The sequence below is a fragment of the Nostoc paludosum FACHB-159 genome (assembly GCF_014698835.1).
In the GTDB taxonomy this organism is placed as follows: domain Bacteria; phylum Cyanobacteriota; class Cyanobacteriia; order Cyanobacteriales; family Nostocaceae; genus Nostoc; species Nostoc paludosum.
This window is the reverse complement of record NZ_JACJTU010000002.1, coordinates 93,237-108,432: the sequence shown is the minus strand read 5'-3', so window position 1 is coordinate 108,432 and position 15,196 is coordinate 93,237. Positions and strand designations below refer to the sequence as shown.

Here is a 15,196-nt window from a genome sequence, read left to right as displayed (position 1 = left end):
GATTGGAAAATGAAGAGGAAATTTTTAACAACTGCGATCGCGGGAATTTTTGTTAGTAGTTTATTTGGTTATCAACTAACTGCTGTTGCTGATAACTATCAGATAAATAAGCAAAATTTGCTAGGTGAAAAAACTGTAAAAACAAAATCAAGTCTAATTATAGCAGACAATTCGGAAGAACAAAAACGGATTCAGCTATATGAAAAAGCTAGTAAATCTGTAGTGGCGATCGCCACTGGTTTCGGACATGGTAGTGGTTTTATTGTCAGCCCAGATGGTCTGGTTTTAACTAATGCTCACGTTGTCCAAGATAGTTCTAAAACTGTTGCAATAGTACTGGCTGATGGTAAACAAGTTGTAGCTGATGTGGTTGGTTTTGGAACTGATGGTTTAGATTTAGCTGCACTCAAAATTCGCAATCAAAAAAATCTACCATACCTGCGTTTGGCTTCACCAGGTTCAGCACGAGTCGGTCAATCCGTCTATGCTATTGGTACTCCCCTAAGTCTCGAATTACAAAATACTTTGACTTATGGTATTATCAGTCGCATCGATCCAAAATTGGGTTTAATTCAACATGATGCAGCTGTAAATCCTGGTAATTCCGGAGGGCCACTGCTCAATTCTGATGGGCAAGTAATTGGTGTGAATAGTGCTATTTTTAATGATACCGAAATTAAAAGATTTATTGGTATTAGTTTTGCAATACCTACAGAATTAATTCAGCCTTTTTTAGTAGCTGTAGAAAAAGGTAATGCTCAGTTAGCAAGTGAGCGTCAACAACCTCGTAATAGTCAAGAGACAGATTTACCTTTGAATGGTCAAGTTTTAGAAGCAAGTTTAAAAAATGGCGATCGCACTTTACCAAACAACAGCTATTTTCACACTTATGTATTTGAAGGTAAAGCAGGTCAACAAATAACTATTGAGATGGATAGTCAGCAAATAGACCCTCATTTGTACTTGCTGCTTCCCGCTAAAGAAAAGCTAATAGCCGCAAATGATGATATTTCCCCAAAGGATTTTAATGCTCGATTGACTGTCACTTTACCAGAAGATGGTGTCTATTATCTGTTAGCTAACACTTTTGAAGCCGGAGAATCCGGTACTTACAGCTTACGAGCTGCTATATCTCAGAGGTAATTTACAGCAGAATTCAGTAGCAAAGCCAAAAATGCTTTTCAAAGCGTGAATGCTAGCAATAGCAATAGTTTTATATTCCGCCTAGCCTGGGGCAACGCTTACGGGAACTGCCTCCAGCATAGCTAGCTTTTGCTATATCTTTTTAATTAGCAGTTCCTCAGCTTGTTCTTATAGACAAGCTGAGAAAAGTAATTCGTTAATAGTCTATTTGTCTGGGGTCAAAATTTTCTTGATAACTTTTTCTTTAAGTTCCAATTTATTTTGTTGAACGGCATCTAGCTCTTTTTGCAATTCGGGTAAATGCTTTTTGATTTCCTTTAGAACTGTAGTATCTGTGTCTCCAGTGTTGGCTACTGTATCGGCTTGTGCCAGTTTTACAGTATATTCAGCGATTTTACTATCAGAATCTACAATTGTAAGAATTGCCAAAAAGTTAGCCAAATCTGATAATTGCATATTTCACTCCTGATTTGAAATAAGAAAATTAGTTACCCAACAATGACAAAGTTGTTTGCAGAAAGATTTACCTTTTAACAAGCTTTTGGGTATGCTTGTTAAACTTGATTCTTGAAGTTAGTTAATACTATTAACGTTCTTAAAGAAAGTGTATTGTTTCATGACTTTTGCTGGTAGCAGCTATTAGTAAATAAACAGCTTTTTTACTACATTGACTACACTCATACATATTCTTAAAATTTAAGCAAAATAACAAGGACAGTTAAGACAGTTAAGCAAATTAATTGAGACAGTTAAGACAGTTAATAAAAATTCAGTATTAATTGTGTATAAACTAGTTAAAAGAACACTGCTTTCAACTTTCAAAATTTAGAACAGGCACAGCAAAACAAAATATTTACCATTTCTCACAGCCGCAAACCACCACATCATCGAGAGCAACTCCACTACTTCCCCATCCGGTGTATCCCCACCCACACAAATCAGGTTGATGCAAAATATGAAGTCTTCAACTTACTGACTGCCTTCTCATGCTAAATTACTAAAACTTGAAGTTGGGAAACTCCGGTGGAATTCTGGGACTGTGCCGCAACTGTGATGGGATCGCCTAAGTCAGAATGCCAACTCTCAAGGTGTCCTCAAGACATAACTCACCATCTACTCCCTGCGTTGCACGGGGAAGGAGTTCTCAGTTTGCTTTCTTTTTTTGCCACTTGTCCTGGCTTGTTCTATCCTACACCCGCCGAAGATGGTATACTATCTCGCATAAGAATCCCAGGCGGGATTATCAATAGCGAACAGTGCCGCGCGATCGCAGATATAGCAGAACAGTATGGCGGCGGCTATGTGGATGTGACTAATCGAGCTAACCTGCAAATCCGCGAAATCCGCACTCTTATCAATTCTGAAGTTCTTAATCACCTACAGGATATAGGACTCGGTTCTCGCAATAGCGTTGTAGACCACATCCGAAATATTATGACCAGCCCAACAGCTGGTATCGATCCCCAAGAATTAATTGACACTCGTCCTTTTGTTCGAGCTTGGGATAACTATATTGCTGCACATCCGGCGTTATCAGCACTTTCGGCAAAATTTAGCGTTTGCTTTGATGGTGGTGGGATAGTTAAAGTGAGCGATCGCCTAAATGATATCCTATTTGCCGCTGTCTTAATTGATGGTAATGTTTACTTTCGCCTCCATCTTTGTACAGGCGCAAAGGGACAACCACCAAGCGATACGAAAATTTTGTTAACACCAGATGATTGTTTACCCGTCTTAGCAGCTTTAGCAGATGTTTATCTAAATCATACTGATATAAATAATCAGCGTCGGCTACGTTTGAGAGATTTATTAAATACTTTGAGTTGTGAAAATTATCTTCAGCAAGTTCAGCAACGTCTACCTTTTCCTCTTTCGCGCAGTGAAACATACTCAGTTCCACAAAAAATAGATCCTAACTATCAGCATCTTGGCATCCATCCCCAACGTCAGCAAGGATTATTTTACATCGGTGTTGTCTTACCTCTTGGACGAGTAGAGAGCGGACAAATGCGGGGTTTAGCGGATTTAGCAGCAAAATACGGCAGTGAAATCAGGTTAACCCCTTGGCAGAATTTACTCCTAACAAATATTCCTCAGCAAAATCTTACCGATGTCCAAAATCAAATTACTTTTTTAGGATTAGATTCCTCAGCCACCAATATCAAGAGTTCATTAATTGCTTGTTCTGGTAACAAAGGTTGTGCCGCTTCTGCCACCGACACCAAAAGTCATGCATTGGCTTTGGCAGAATATCTTGAAAATCGCGTCAGTCTCGAACACCCAATTAATATCCATTTTACTGGCTGCCAAAAATCCTGCGCCCAACATAGCCAAGGTGACATCACCCTACTCGGTGTCAACCTTGAGGCAGACAATCAAACAGTTGAAGCCTATCACGTTTATCTAGCTGACACCAACAGCAGCCATAAATTTGGCCGCGAACTATACCGATATGTCACCTTCCCCGAACTACCTCCATTAATAGAGCAAATCTTAGAAATGTATAAAATATCGCGCCAAAGTTCCCCAACCCATTAACCCACCTCAACCCCATTTAAATCTCTAACTCTCTGTGCGCGACGCCAGATGCTTCTCTTCTCTACGAGACGCTAAGAGCGAACGAGACGCTTCGCGAACAAGTCCGGAAACCGCAAGGACGCACTGGCTCCTCTGCGTGAAAAAATATTTATCACCAGTAAATCCAAAATCCAAAATCTAAAATCCCAAATTGAATGCCCGACTACATCCGAGACGCCAACGAAATTTACCGCAATTCCTTCGCCATCATCCGGTCAGAAGCCAACCTAGATGTGCTCCCGCCAGATGTAGCGAAAGTTGCAGTACGTCTCATCCATGCCTGTGGAATGACGGATATCGTCACTGATTTGGGATATTCACCCACAGCAGTGCAATCTGCAAGGGCAGCGCTAGCCGCAGGAGCAACCATTCTCTGCGATTGCCGTATGGTTGCTGAAGGTGTAACCAGGCGGCGCTTATCTGCAAATAATCAAGTTATCTGTACCCTCAACTATCCGGAAGTGCCAGATATTGCTAAAAGTCTGGATACTACAAGGTCAGCAGCAGCTTTAGAATTATGGCGATCGCACCTCGAAAACTCAGTAGTAGCAATTGGCAATGCCCCCACCGCCCTATTCAGATTATTAGAAATGCTTGATGAAGGAGCGCCAAAGCCTGCTATAATATTAGGCTTTCCAGTCGGTTTTGTCGGTGCAGCCGAATCAAAAGCCGCATTGGCAGCAGACAGCAGAAATGTACCATTTTTAACATTACACGGTCGGCGCGGCGGTAGTGCGATCGCCGCCGCCGCAGTTAACGCCTTGGCAACGGAGGAAGAATAATGAATACTAAAGGTCGTCTTTATGGAATTGGTGTCGGCCCGGGCGATCCAGAATTATTGACCCTCAAGGCGCTGCGGCTATTACGTGCGGCTCCTGTGGTAGCCTATCAATCAGCTACAGATCGTGAGAGTATTGCTAGGGGAATCGTGGCGCAGTATCTCACCGGGGATCAAATCGAGGTGTTATTTCACCTCCCCCGCGCCTTAGAACCAGAAAAAGCCAAGTCTATTTACGACAAAGAAGTTGAACCAATCGCCGCTCATTTAGCAGCCGGTCGAGATGTCGTGGTGCTGTGTGAGGGCGACCCCTTTTTCTATGGCTCCTTCATGTACCTGTTCACCCGATTATGTGACGAGTATCAAACAGAAGTTGTCCCCGGAGTTTCCTCACTCATGGCTTGCCCAGTAGCTTTGGGTGTACCTTTCACCTACTACAATGATATTCTCACAGTCCTGCCTGCCCCACTGCCAGCAGAAGAACTGACCACACAATTGTTAATGACCGATGCAGCGGCAATTATGAAACTAGGTCGTCATTTTACCAAAGTGCGGGACGTTCTGCATAAATTAGGTCTGGCATCGCGGGCAAGATATATTGAGCGAGCAACAATGACACAGCAACGCATTCTACCCTTAGATGAAGTCGATGCCGCACAAGTACCGTATTTTGCAATGATTGTAATCCCAACTAAGAATCGACTATAAGACTCCCATTTGATTGGATGAAAAACTCAGGTGAAAAAAGGACAAGTTTTAGTTAATTACTAGGACTTGAGAAAAACTTGTCCATCTCAACAATAAGGCAACGGGGAACTTTTACCTTGTCCCCTTTTACCTCTGGCTTAGTCTTTTGGTTTACCTTTAGATTTGTCAAAGCCAAAACTGTAGACCATTGCTATTTTCACGAGATCGAAATAAGCAGGATGATTATCTTTATTGACAATTGCTAAAGATATCGATCCTGCAACTAAGATTACTAAAATTGGTGAGAATACTTCACCTTTGATGCCGTTGCCATTATCTGACATAATATAACCCCCTGTAATTTGAAACTATTGACTGAATCGAAATAAGCCAAAGGCATTATCAGCAAGCAATACCGTAAATTTGGATCAACGCCAAGACTCAAACATCATAGCGATGGCAAACAAACAGAATAATAAGACTGCAACCCGTACAAACCAGATCCAGACTTCAACAGATAGCAAGCTTTGAGCTAGAGAAAATGCACCGAAAACATGAAATACAATAAAAGCGATCGCAAAACCAGCCAAAGCCAACACTAAATACTTCAGTCCTTTCCCAGTCAAAATTAAAAGTGGATTGTGGTTATTTGTGCGCTCAGTTTTCATAGTTTCTTTCCTCTGTTCAAATGGGAGTTGAGCAACAGACCTTTCATTGTGTTTGTTGGGGTTCATAGAATTTACTCCGGGATAAAAAACCTAAGCAAAAAGCCGGGGTGTAAGAATACACCACCGGCTTGTAAACTTCTCATTTATCAAAAGCCAAATGTCTTCAGAAAAATAGATATTGAATTTAATGACTTCACCAAGCTAACAGTCTTCTTAACTGTGGATAGCTGTGGCGATGTAGCGCATTATTTCCGATTGTGGAAATGCCTACAAGCTATCCAGGTTTCAAGAATATGTTCTTGTAATTGTCGGATTTCTTGCAGTTCTTCTTGACTCAACTTGTGACGGTGGCTAATATGACTGCCCAGTTCTACAATGGTTTCATATTTTCCCTTTTTACTAGAAATAGTTAACTGGCCATGTTGAGTTTCCGATAAGGTTTCAATAAGCAAAATATTTATGTGAGAAAAAACTGCCGGTAACTCAACTGCATACAAATGTTTGGGTTTTACTAAAACTTCTGGGCTGCTTCTTTCTTGTGGTTTCAATGCCGGTAAGGTTTCTGGGGATTGTCCTCCTATTTTCAAGACGGTTTTGATGGCGTTAGAACTCCTGAGAAAGTCTGGGAGTCGTGAGAAGCTAGTCATGTTAGTTGCCCCCTGATGTTGGCTGTTGAGTTGAGGACTATATCTATACCTCACATATAGATATAGTATATAGGATAACCATATCTAAATTAAAAAAGCAAGTATTTATCAGGAATATTTTTTAGTGAATAGCTGAGTTTGTAAATATATATATAGTTTTTTCTTAAATTTGTCTCACATAGATATAAAAAGTTATACTATAAGTAGATTTTTATACAAAAAAGATTTTAATTAGATCGTTCGCTCAGACAAAAATAGACTATATTTTTATTTCTTGGTATAAAAATATAGAAAAATACTGAAGAGAAACTGAAATAGCATAACTAGGAACTAGTAATGCAATTGTGTAGTTACTGTAAAATCTAGCAAAATGCTAAATAAAGCTCTTTTCTAAACTTGAGAGTCATGCTATAAGAAAATATTCTCACATACTGATAACTCAAATATATTGTGTGGAGCTGAGATTGTGTGGAGCTTAGATCAGATGAACAGCGCAGCGGATATACTTTTGGTTCCTGATGATTTCATTACAGGAGTCGCCACTAGACATGGTGTGACGAAAGCAGAACTAGATGCCTTATTTTTAGCATTGAAAAATTGTTCTGGTGCGGAAATTGCCGAGAAACTGGAGATTTCTCAAGCAGCGGTGAGAAAAAGATTAGGAGAAAGTTACCGCAAATTAGGCATAGAAGGGAGCGGTAATAAAAAAATTTCTGACTTGAAACAGAAGCTATATGCTCAGTATCAAGGTATTCACGAAAATGTGATTTCTTCAAAAGAAGACTGGGGTGAAGCAGTTGATGTAGAGGGTTTTCGGGGTCGAGAAGGAGAAATTCAAGATTTAGAGGAATGGATAGTTGGTAATGATTCACTGCGGTGTCGGTTAGTAGCAGTATTGGGAATGGGTGGAATTGGTAAGACTGTTATCGCGGCTAAAGTTGCCAAAAAAATCCAGCGAGAGTTTGATTATCTAATTTGGCGATCGCTCCGCAATACTCCGCCATTAGATGACATTCTCACACAACTTTTACGTTTTTTACCTAATGATTCAGAAGATTACTTAACAGCTAGTGAAAATAACAAAATACTTTTACTAATTGATACTTTAAGAAAACATCGATGCCTAGTGATTTTAGATAATGTTGAATCAGTGCTACGTAGTGGCGAAGGCAAAACTCAAGAATGGGCTGGTGAATATGAACCTGAGTATGAAAACTATGGCTACTTTTTTAAAAAGGTGGCAGAAGCATCACATAATAGTTGTTTATTACTAACTAGTCGGGAAAAACCAAAAGAAGTAGCTGCCCTAGAAGGTAAAAAACTGCCAGTCAAAGTTTTACAATTATCTAGTTTGAATTTAGAAGAAGCTAGAGAAATTTTGCAGGATAAAGGATGCAATTGTACTGACGAACAATTGGAAGAACTAGTCACAAGATATTCTGGCAACCCTTTAGCATTAAAGATAGTTGCCACTACAGTTTATGACTTATTTAGCAATAACATTACAGAATTTTTAAGAGAAATTCAGGAAGCAAGCGCTGTCTATGGAGATATTCGCACGCTTTTAGATACGCAATTTAACCGCTTGTCGGAATTGGAAAAACAAGTGATGTATCGGTTGGCGCTTCATCGGGAATATGTTTCTTTGACACAACTGAAAAATGATTTCAGAACCACAGACGCAGAGTCGAAAATACTGGAAGTTGTGGAGTCATTATTACGGCGATCGCTAATTGAAAAAGAACCAACCGCCAGCAGATTCCGCCAGCAATCTGTGGTTATGGAATATGTCAGTAAACGCCACATCGAACAGTTTACTGATGAATTGAGCGAAAAAAAAAATTGGAGTTTGTTAACGCCCACCCTTTAATGCAGGCGCGATCGCTTGATTATATCCGGCAAACACAAGAACGGCTGATACTAGAACCTGTTAAACAAAAGCTACTCAAAGCTTTTGTGACAACAACACAACTAGAATCCTATTTACGGCGAATGCTCAGGACTTTACAGCAGAAGTCGCCCCCAAACAAAGGTTATGCAGCTGGTAACTTAATCAATCTATTACGACAACTCCAGATAGATAAATCCCAGCATGATTCTGAGATTAATTTAAGCGGGCGTGATTTTTCTGGTCTGACTATTTGGCAAGCTTATCTCAAAGGTATCAACTTACAAGACACAAGCTTTGCCAATGCTGATTTAACTGGTTCCGTATTCACAGAAACGATGTCTAGTGTTGTTTCTGTAAGATTCAGTCCTGATGGCAAATTTTTTGCTACAGGCTTAATGACTGGAGAAATTAGGCTATGGCGGACTTATGATACAAAACAAATACGCATTTATACTGGGCATACTGCCTGGGTTTGGGCTTTTGCCTTTAGCTCAGATAGTAAAATCCTCGCCAGTGGTAGTGCTGATTACACAATTAAACTCTGGGATGTACAAACCGGAGAATGTTTGGACACACTCAAAGAACACACCAATAAAGTTTACTCAGTAGCCTTCAGTCGAGATGGTGCTTTTTTAGCTAGTTGTGGTGAAGACCAAACTATTAAAATCTGGGATATTGCCACAAGAATTTGCCAGCAAACACTCCTTGGTCATGATGGTTGGGTGTGGTCGCTTAGCTTTGGCTCGTCTACAAGTACTAACAAAACTCCTTTACTTGCCAGTGGCAGTGCCGACAACAGAATTAAGCTGTGGGATATCAACACAGGCAGATGCTTGAAAACCCTGAATGGTCATAGCAGTGATGTTCATTCTGTAGCCTTCAGTCCTGATGGGCGAACACTAGCCAGTGGTAGCAGAGACCTCACCCTCAGACTGTGGAACGTAAATACAGGTAAATGCGTGCAAATATTGAAGGAACATACTAAAAAAGTTTATTCTGTACGATTTAGCCCCGATGGGCAAACCCTGGCCAGTGGTAGTGAAGACAGAACTATTAAACTCTGGGATATCCAACGGGCTGAATGTTTGAAAACGTTACAAGGTCATTATAGCCAGGTATGGGCGATCGCCTTTAGTCCAGATGGTCGTACCCTGATCAGTTGCAGCGACGATCAAACAGCAAGGCTGTGGGATGTAAATACAGGTAATTGCCTCAATGTATTGCAAGGGTATACCCGTGATGTCTATTCGGTCAAATTTAGTCCCAATAGTCAAATCCTTGCCAGTGGCAGGGATGACTACACCATTAGTCTGTGGAACTTACAAACAGGAGAATGCCACATTCTTAGAGAACATCAAGGACGGATTCGTTCTGTAGCTTTTCATCCCAACGGGCAAATACTCGCTAGTGGTAGTGCTGACAATACTATTAAACTTTGGGACATCACAGATATTCGCCACAGCAAATGCATTCAAACCCTCACAGGACATGGTAACTGGGTGTGGACAGTTGCTTTTAGTCCCGATGGGCAAACCCTAGCCAGTAGTAGCGAAGACCGCAGCATTCGCATTTGGGACATCTCTAGTGGTGAGTGCCTGAAAAAAATTAAAGGACATAGCCATTGGGTGTGGACAGTTGCGTTTCATCCTAATGGCGATACTCTAGCCAGTGGTAGCGCTGACAGTCAAATTAAGCTTTGGGATGTCGCCACCGGAGAATGTATCCAAACTTTCACAGACCATAAAGACATGATTTGGTCAGTAGCATTCAGTCCAGATGGACAACTTTTAGCCAGTGCTAGCGAAGATCAAACTGTGAAGTTATGGAATCTTAGCACAGGGGAATGTATTCAAACCTTGACAGGGCACGATAAACAAGTCCACTCAGTGGCATTTAGCCTCAATGGGCAGATTTTAGCTAGTGCTGGTGCCGATACTACGGTCATTCTCTGGCAAGTTAGTACAGGTGAGTGTCTAGAAATCCTGAAATTGGGGCATACAGCAGCGATTCGTTCTTTAGCTTTTAGTCTTGATGGCAAGTTATTGGCTAGTGGTGGTGAAGACGAGAAGATTCAGCTGTGGGATATGCAAACTTGTAGCCGATGGCGATCGCTTAAACCCGATCGCCTGTACGAACGCATGAATATTAGCGGTACTACAGGCTTGACCGATGCCGAAAGAGCTTCTTTAAAAATGTTGGGTGCTGTTGAATAAACTCTGAGCTTGCAGGCAGTAGGTTTCTCAAAAGTGAATACATTGATGATGAAATTTTGTTTCTAAAATCCTTCGGAGGATATATGAATACAAGTACATCATTCTGTTTTTCTATTCATTTATTGAATCTTTTTTTCTTTTTACACCGACATTAGGTTAATGTAATTAAATTTAACACTATCAAGACTTTATTGGGTTTTGCTCTCATTTCATCCAATCTAATATTGTTTTTCAATTACCAGGATATTACGTCATCAAAAAACAGTAATTTTAGGTGTATAGCAGTGTTATTATCTGAAACTAGAATTCAAAAAACATCGATTCATGTTAATTCAGTAAAAATTGTATTAATTGGTGAATTTATTAAACACAGAAGCTTTAATGGTGCAAACAAAGCCTTGCCAGTTCTAGCTTCTAGTTTAGTTAATGCTGGATTTAGTCAAGTTATACAACTGGATTTAGAACGTCTTGATTTAACTATTAATGATGTTTTAAATGAAATCATAAATGCTGATTTAATTATATTTGCTGGTTGTCTGACAACTCAATGGCCAGAAATTGACGAGCATAGTAGCAAAATTTTTGTACAGCTTCAGAAACATGGCAGAGAAAATGTGCCAATTTTAGTTGGTGGCTATGCAACTAAAAGTGTTGAAGATATTGCCCGTATTACACCTTGGATTACAGCTTTTTGTGATGGTGAAGGGGAAGAATCAATTGTAGAAATTGCTCATACCATTGCCAGAGGCGCTTTCTATGAAGAGATGAAATACTTGCCGGGATTGTGTTTTATGAATGAAGACGGTAAATTTCATCGCGTTACTCCTGATGATAGTAGAAATGCCGTTTTTCATCATACGATTGCACCAAGAGTTAATAACTTTGATGATATTGACCAAAATTTTGGTTTCATCCATGTACCACAAGTACATGATATGGATATTTTTAAATCTTCAGATAAAAGACAATTAAAAACAGCCCAACTCTTTACCCAGCGAGGATGTGCTTGGGGATGTGATTTCTGTAATAAAAGTAGCGAAAGTAATCATGTCGTGAGATTAAGCGAAGCCTCATTCCGCAGGCAATTAAAGCAATTAAAGGAACGTAATTATGAAGCAGTTTATTTAGATGTCGATACTTTTACAGTCCACGATAAAGCTGCAAAAAGGGAAGCAGAGATTCTGAAAGAAGAAGGATTTATTTGGGGTTCAAATACTAGAATCGATCGAATAAACTACGAACAGATGTGTTATCTAGTAGCACATAACTGTGTATATATGTTTTTTGGCGTTGAGCATACCTTACCAGAAGTCTCATTAGCTAGCCACAAATTTAATGGCTCTGTTGCAAGTCAAATTAAGCAAGCATTTGATTATCCAGCCAAGATTGCAAAAGTTTTTGAAGATATGAATAAAGCTGGATTACCTAGTAGTTATTTTTTGATTTTGGGATTACCGAAAGCCAAACTAAACGATGAAAAAACTGAGATTATCGGTTATGAACCGACAACTTTTGCAGACGATATGGAGGCAATTCGCTTTGGTATCGAAAAGTGTAACCCAGATTTTTTAAATTTCAATGTTTTACGATTTATGCCTGGGAGTAAAGCTGCTGATACAGTCGGCGATCGCAGCTACTCCTGTGTACGTCCATCAGGAAAACAGCCAATTACTGCTGGATACTTCTTACCACGAGCTGTCAAGCATTATGGCTACCCCCAGTCTCAAAAACACGGTGTTTACCGACTCTGTGAATCAGTTAGGAAATATCAACCTATTACAACTGCCATGAATCCCCAACGGGTTTATGATACTATCTGCTACGCTATGCAGTTGATTAATACTAAGATTGATAGAGGTGATAAAGCCACAAAGTTGTTTATTGATAGGGACTTACTAGCTTTAGGTTTAGTTAGTCAAGACGAACAGGGAAAATATACAATCGCACCTCTAGAAGATTTTGCCAATATTTAAGTAGTTGAGCAAAATTAAATTCATTGGCGCACGGAGGAAACTCCAAAATGCAGCATTTCTGAGTGAAGTTGTAAGCCCACACTTTACCGTCAGCTCAGTGTGGGTAGTTCACAAACATAAATCATTTTTACAAGCGTTGTAGCAAATTCAACCCGTGGGTATCAGTACCGCAGGTATTAAAAAGAAGATATTCATTAGCCAACTTTTGCACTTGTTCTGATTCCAAAGCGCTCGGTTTCCAGGGATTGGGATTATTGTAGGCATAGAAAGCTTCTACACCATCGATACCCTTTTCGGCCGCAGCTGGAATTAAATCAAAAAGCGATCGCTTGTAACGCGCAGGATGAGCTAAAACTGCCAATCCTCCAGCTTGATGAATAGCAGTAATGACGTTATTTGCTTGATATTCTTTGCCTGTAGTTGGTCTTCTTTGCAGATAAGGTTTGATGCTGGGGTGTTCTAGCTCGAAAGCGTAACCCAAAATGTGAACTTCTATGTCTAAAAGGTTGGCATTGATTTCCACACCACTCCACAATAGAGGAGTGCTTGCACCAGGATTATTCCACTTCCAATCCTCTAACCAAGCTTGTGCTGCTTGATAGCCGCCAATACTATGGTGATCGGTAATCGCCAACCCTTTTAACCCAATCGCGATCGCCTGTTCCATCAATCCACTTGGCTGCAACCTGCCATCCGAATGGACAGTGTGCATGTGGAAGTTGAATAACGTGGGACAACTATGTGCATCAATGTTCTGGAATACTTGCCTCAACAGTTCTGTGGAAGCAGTAGTGCGGGCCAAATTTATAACCATAACCCCCTCTAAACAAAAATATATATTCCTAACACACTAAAACGCCACACCTACAGATGAGAAATACTCAGAACTGTAAATTAGTGCTGACAGCTGATTTCTCAGCTTTATGAGCAAATTTTTCGATATGTTAAGACTACGTTAGCAAATCTCAACGTCAGTAGTCATGATTAGTTTGAATTACCTCAAAAATTCAGTAGTAATAAATATTGCAGATTAAATTTGAACGTATGCCTAAACAAGCAGTACTAAGTACTTTAGAAAGTAATTCATTAGTAGAGAAAGTAACTTTACTAAGCTAAAAACAAATTTTATATTATGTATAAAAAATCTCTATCATAATGATAATCCTACTAATTCTCCTGAACCAGTAATGACTTCACCGATGGCCAAAGCTGGAATTTCATGCGATCGAAAATGGCTAATTGTCTGCTCAACTTCATCAGGTGACACCAGCAATACAAATCCAATTCCCATGTTGAACGTGTTGTACATGGCTTGGGGACTGACTTCTCCAGCTTGAGCTAGCCACTGAAATACAGGGGGAACATTCCAACTGCTGCTATCAATTTTGATTGCTTGACCTTCTTTCAAACATCTAGGCAAATTTTCTGGCAAACCACCACCTGTGATGTGAGCCATACCATGAATTGACAAACCTGCTTTGAGTGCTGCTAAAACCGGTTTGACATAAATGCGCGTGGGTTTGAGGAAAGTTTCGCCGATAGTTTCACCGCCTAACAATTCTGGAGTATCGCTCCAAGCAAAGTTGCCATCGCTAATAATCTTTCGTACTAAACTAAACCCATTACTGTGTACACCTGTACTAGCAAGGGCGATCGCTACATCTCCTACTTTTACTTGAGAACCGTCCAACATCTGACTTTTTTCGACAATTCCCACGCAAAACCCAGCCAAGTCATACTCACCCACCTGGTAAAAACCAGGCATTTCTGCCGTTTCTCCCCCCAATAAAGCGCAACCAGCTTGCTTACATCCAGAAGTGATACCCGCAACCACATCAGTTAATTGCTCTTTGTCCAACTTCCCAGTTGCTACATAATCTAAAAAAAACAGCGGTTCTGCACCCGATGTCAGCACATCATTAACGCACATCGCCACCAAATCAATGCCAACAGTATCATGGCGGTTGAGAATGTGAGCGATTTTCAGCTTTGTTCCCACACCATCTGTCCCAGAAACCAAAACTGGTTCCTTAAAACCCCCTGGTAGTTGAAAGCAGCCACCGAAGCCACCTAATCCACCAATTACTTCCGGCCTGAAAGTACTGTGAACCAAGTTGCGAATTTGATTTACAAAACCTCGGCCAGCTTCAACATCAACCCCTGCATCCCGATAATCCATTCCTGACTACACCCTTATTAATTTCAGTTAGAAGTGAAGAATTATAGCAGTTGAAGCATACTTTAAGACATAAAGCGATCGTAAAACCCCAACATCAACAGACTTTCTTTGCCTATTACCTATTGCCTGCTATAAAAAAACTCCCAACTCCTAACTCTAAAATACTTCATCTTCAATACCCCGCCACCATTCCCCCAGATTCATCAAGTCTTGGAAAATATCTTCTAATTCTTTGTTGTAAACATCGTCTGTTAACGTAGCTCGACGCTCTTGGAGTTTTTTGAGGCGTAGTTGAACCAATAGCCAAGGTTTACTGATACTATTCGTTGCTTCGATGTATTGTGCTAATTCTTTACTATCCATATATTTTAAAATTTTACTATTTTTAAGATACAGGAGGCAGCACCCTTCTAGGGCGCTCGTCTGGGGCGGAGTTCAAG

14 protein-coding genes and 1 riboswitch are annotated in these 15,196 nt (G+C 40.3%); of the genes, 7 read left to right on the top strand and 7 right to left on the bottom strand.

What is annotated here, in order from left to right:
* Window positions 1–9: 9 nt before the first annotated feature.
* Entirely contained in the window at window positions 10–1,143 is a 1,134-nt protein-coding gene (locus H6H03_RS02935) for a trypsin-like peptidase domain-containing protein (protein ID WP_190953645.1), read from the top strand.
* 204 nt (window positions 1,144–1,347) lie between these two features.
* Here H6H03_RS02935 and H6H03_RS02930 read toward each other — a convergent pair whose 3' ends face one another.
* Window positions 1,348–1,599 (bottom strand): hypothetical protein, encoded by a 252-nt coding sequence (locus tag H6H03_RS02930; protein WP_190953644.1) that lies wholly within the window; start codon window positions 1,597–1,599, stop codon window positions 1,348–1,350.
* A gap of 538 nt (window positions 1,600–2,137) precedes the next feature.
* Window positions 2,138–2,230, top strand: a riboswitch (adenosylcobalamin-variant (AdoCbl-variant) riboswitch).
* Window positions 2,231–2,292: 62 nt separating this feature from the next.
* On the opposite strand from H6H03_RS02930, the gene cobG reads away from it, so the two are divergent.
* The 3 genes from cobG to H6H03_RS02915 all read left to right on the top strand — a co-directional run bounded on the left by cobG (window position 2,293) and on the right by H6H03_RS02915 (window position 5,206).
* Window positions 2,293–3,681: a precorrin-3B synthase gene (gene cobG, locus H6H03_RS02925; protein WP_242057746.1), complete on the top strand. Its 1,389-nt coding sequence runs from the start codon at window positions 2,293–2,295 to the stop codon at window positions 3,679–3,681.
* 194 nt (window positions 3,682–3,875) lie between these two features.
* A complete protein-coding gene (locus tag H6H03_RS02920) occupies window positions 3,876–4,502 on the top strand; it encodes a precorrin-8X methylmutase (RefSeq protein ID WP_190953643.1) in 627 nt (208 codons plus the stop codon).
* Window positions 4,502–5,206, top strand: a complete 705-nt coding sequence (locus tag H6H03_RS02915; RefSeq protein WP_190953642.1) for a precorrin-2 C(20)-methyltransferase — start codon at window positions 4,502–4,504, stop codon at window positions 5,204–5,206. Before H6H03_RS02920 ends, H6H03_RS02915 begins: the two co-directional genes overlap by 1 nt.
* Before the next feature lie 137 nt (window positions 5,207–5,343).
* Here the strand turns inward: H6H03_RS02915 and H6H03_RS02910 are convergent, their stop codons facing one another.
* The 3 genes from H6H03_RS02910 to H6H03_RS02900 all read right to left on the bottom strand — a co-directional run bounded on the left by H6H03_RS02910 (window position 5,344) and on the right by H6H03_RS02900 (window position 6,500).
* Window positions 5,344–5,529 carry a hypothetical protein gene (locus H6H03_RS02910; protein WP_190953641.1) on the bottom strand — a complete coding sequence of 62 codons (186 nt, stop codon included), beginning with the start codon at window positions 5,527–5,529 and terminating at the stop codon, window positions 5,344–5,346.
* A gap of 84 nt (window positions 5,530–5,613) precedes the next feature.
* A complete protein-coding gene (locus H6H03_RS02905) occupies window positions 5,614–5,919 on the bottom strand; it encodes a hypothetical protein (RefSeq protein ID WP_242057747.1) in 306 nt (101 codons plus the stop codon).
* Between the two features lie 179 nt (window positions 5,920–6,098).
* Window positions 6,099–6,500: a hypothetical protein gene (locus H6H03_RS02900; protein ID WP_190953640.1), complete on the bottom strand. Its 402-nt coding sequence runs from the start codon at window positions 6,498–6,500 to the stop codon at window positions 6,099–6,101.
* Window positions 6,501–6,984: 484 nt separating this feature from the next.
* Between H6H03_RS02900 and H6H03_RS40085 the strand changes: the two genes are divergently transcribed.
* From H6H03_RS40085 to H6H03_RS41700, 3 genes are all read left to right on the top strand, one after another.
* On the top strand, window positions 6,985–8,370 hold the full coding sequence (locus H6H03_RS40085; RefSeq protein WP_242057748.1) for an NB-ARC domain-containing protein: 1,386 nt from the start codon (window positions 6,985–6,987) through the stop codon (window positions 8,368–8,370).
* A complete protein-coding gene (locus tag H6H03_RS40080) occupies window positions 8,343–10,604 on the top strand; it encodes a WD40 repeat domain-containing protein (RefSeq protein ID WP_242057749.1) in 2,262 nt (753 codons plus the stop codon). The genes H6H03_RS40085 and H6H03_RS40080 overlap by 28 nt, the downstream gene beginning before the upstream one ends.
* A 284-nt stretch (window positions 10,605–10,888) precedes the next feature.
* Window positions 10,889–12,577 carry a B12-binding domain-containing radical SAM protein gene (locus H6H03_RS41700; RefSeq protein WP_190953639.1) on the top strand — a complete coding sequence of 563 codons (1,689 nt, stop codon included), beginning with the start codon at window positions 10,889–10,891 and terminating at the stop codon, window positions 12,575–12,577.
* A 127-nt stretch (window positions 12,578–12,704) separates the two neighbouring features.
* Here the strand turns inward: H6H03_RS41700 and H6H03_RS02885 are convergent, their stop codons facing one another.
* The 3 genes from H6H03_RS02885 to H6H03_RS02875 all read right to left on the bottom strand — a co-directional run bounded on the left by H6H03_RS02885 (window position 12,705) and on the right by H6H03_RS02875 (window position 15,119).
* Window positions 12,705–13,391 carry a PHP domain-containing protein gene (locus H6H03_RS02885; protein WP_190953638.1) on the bottom strand — a complete coding sequence of 229 codons (687 nt, stop codon included), beginning with the start codon at window positions 13,389–13,391 and terminating at the stop codon, window positions 12,705–12,707.
* Window positions 13,392–13,727: 336 nt separating this feature from the next.
* Window positions 13,728–14,756, bottom strand: a complete 1,029-nt coding sequence (gene purM / locus H6H03_RS02880) for a phosphoribosylformylglycinamidine cyclo-ligase (protein WP_190953637.1) — start codon at window positions 14,754–14,756, stop codon at window positions 13,728–13,730.
* Window positions 14,757–14,912: 156 nt separating this feature from the next.
* A complete protein-coding gene (locus tag H6H03_RS02875) occupies window positions 14,913–15,119 on the bottom strand; it encodes a hypothetical protein (protein WP_190953636.1) in 207 nt (68 codons plus the stop codon).
* Window positions 15,120–15,196: the final 77 nt, after the last annotated feature.

Bases quoted from the DNA above. Each gene is read 5' to 3' on its own strand.
- H6H03_RS02935 (WP_190953645.1), top strand. From the start codon at position 10: ATGAAGAGGAAATTTTTAACAACTGCGATCGCGGGAATTTTTGTTAGT.
- H6H03_RS02930 (WP_190953644.1), bottom strand. From the start codon at position 1,599: ATGCAATTATCAGATTTGGCTAACTTTTTGGCAATTCTTACAATTGTA.
- H6H03_RS02920 (WP_190953643.1), top strand. From the start codon at position 3,876: ATGCCCGACTACATCCGAGACGCCAACGAAATTTACCGCAATTCCTTC.
- H6H03_RS02915 (WP_190953642.1), top strand. From the start codon at position 4,502: ATGAATACTAAAGGTCGTCTTTATGGAATTGGTGTCGGCCCGGGCGAT.
- H6H03_RS02910 (WP_190953641.1), bottom strand. From the start codon at position 5,529: ATGTCAGATAATGGCAACGGCATCAAAGGTGAAGTATTCTCACCAATT.
- H6H03_RS02905 (WP_242057747.1), bottom strand. From the start codon at position 5,919: ATGAACCCCAACAAACACAATGAAAGGTCTGTTGCTCAACTCCCATTT.
- H6H03_RS02900 (WP_190953640.1), bottom strand. From the start codon at position 6,500: ATGACTAGCTTCTCACGACTCCCAGACTTTCTCAGGAGTTCTAACGCC.
- H6H03_RS40085 (WP_242057748.1), top strand. From the start codon at position 6,985: ATGAACAGCGCAGCGGATATACTTTTGGTTCCTGATGATTTCATTACA.
- H6H03_RS02885 (WP_190953638.1), bottom strand. From the start codon at position 13,391: ATGGTTATAAATTTGGCCCGCACTACTGCTTCCACAGAACTGTTGAGG.
- purM (WP_190953637.1), bottom strand. From the start codon at position 14,756: ATGGATTATCGGGATGCAGGGGTTGATGTTGAAGCTGGCCGAGGTTTT.
- H6H03_RS02875 (WP_190953636.1), bottom strand. From the start codon at position 15,119: ATGGATAGTAAAGAATTAGCACAATACATCGAAGCAACGAATAGTATC.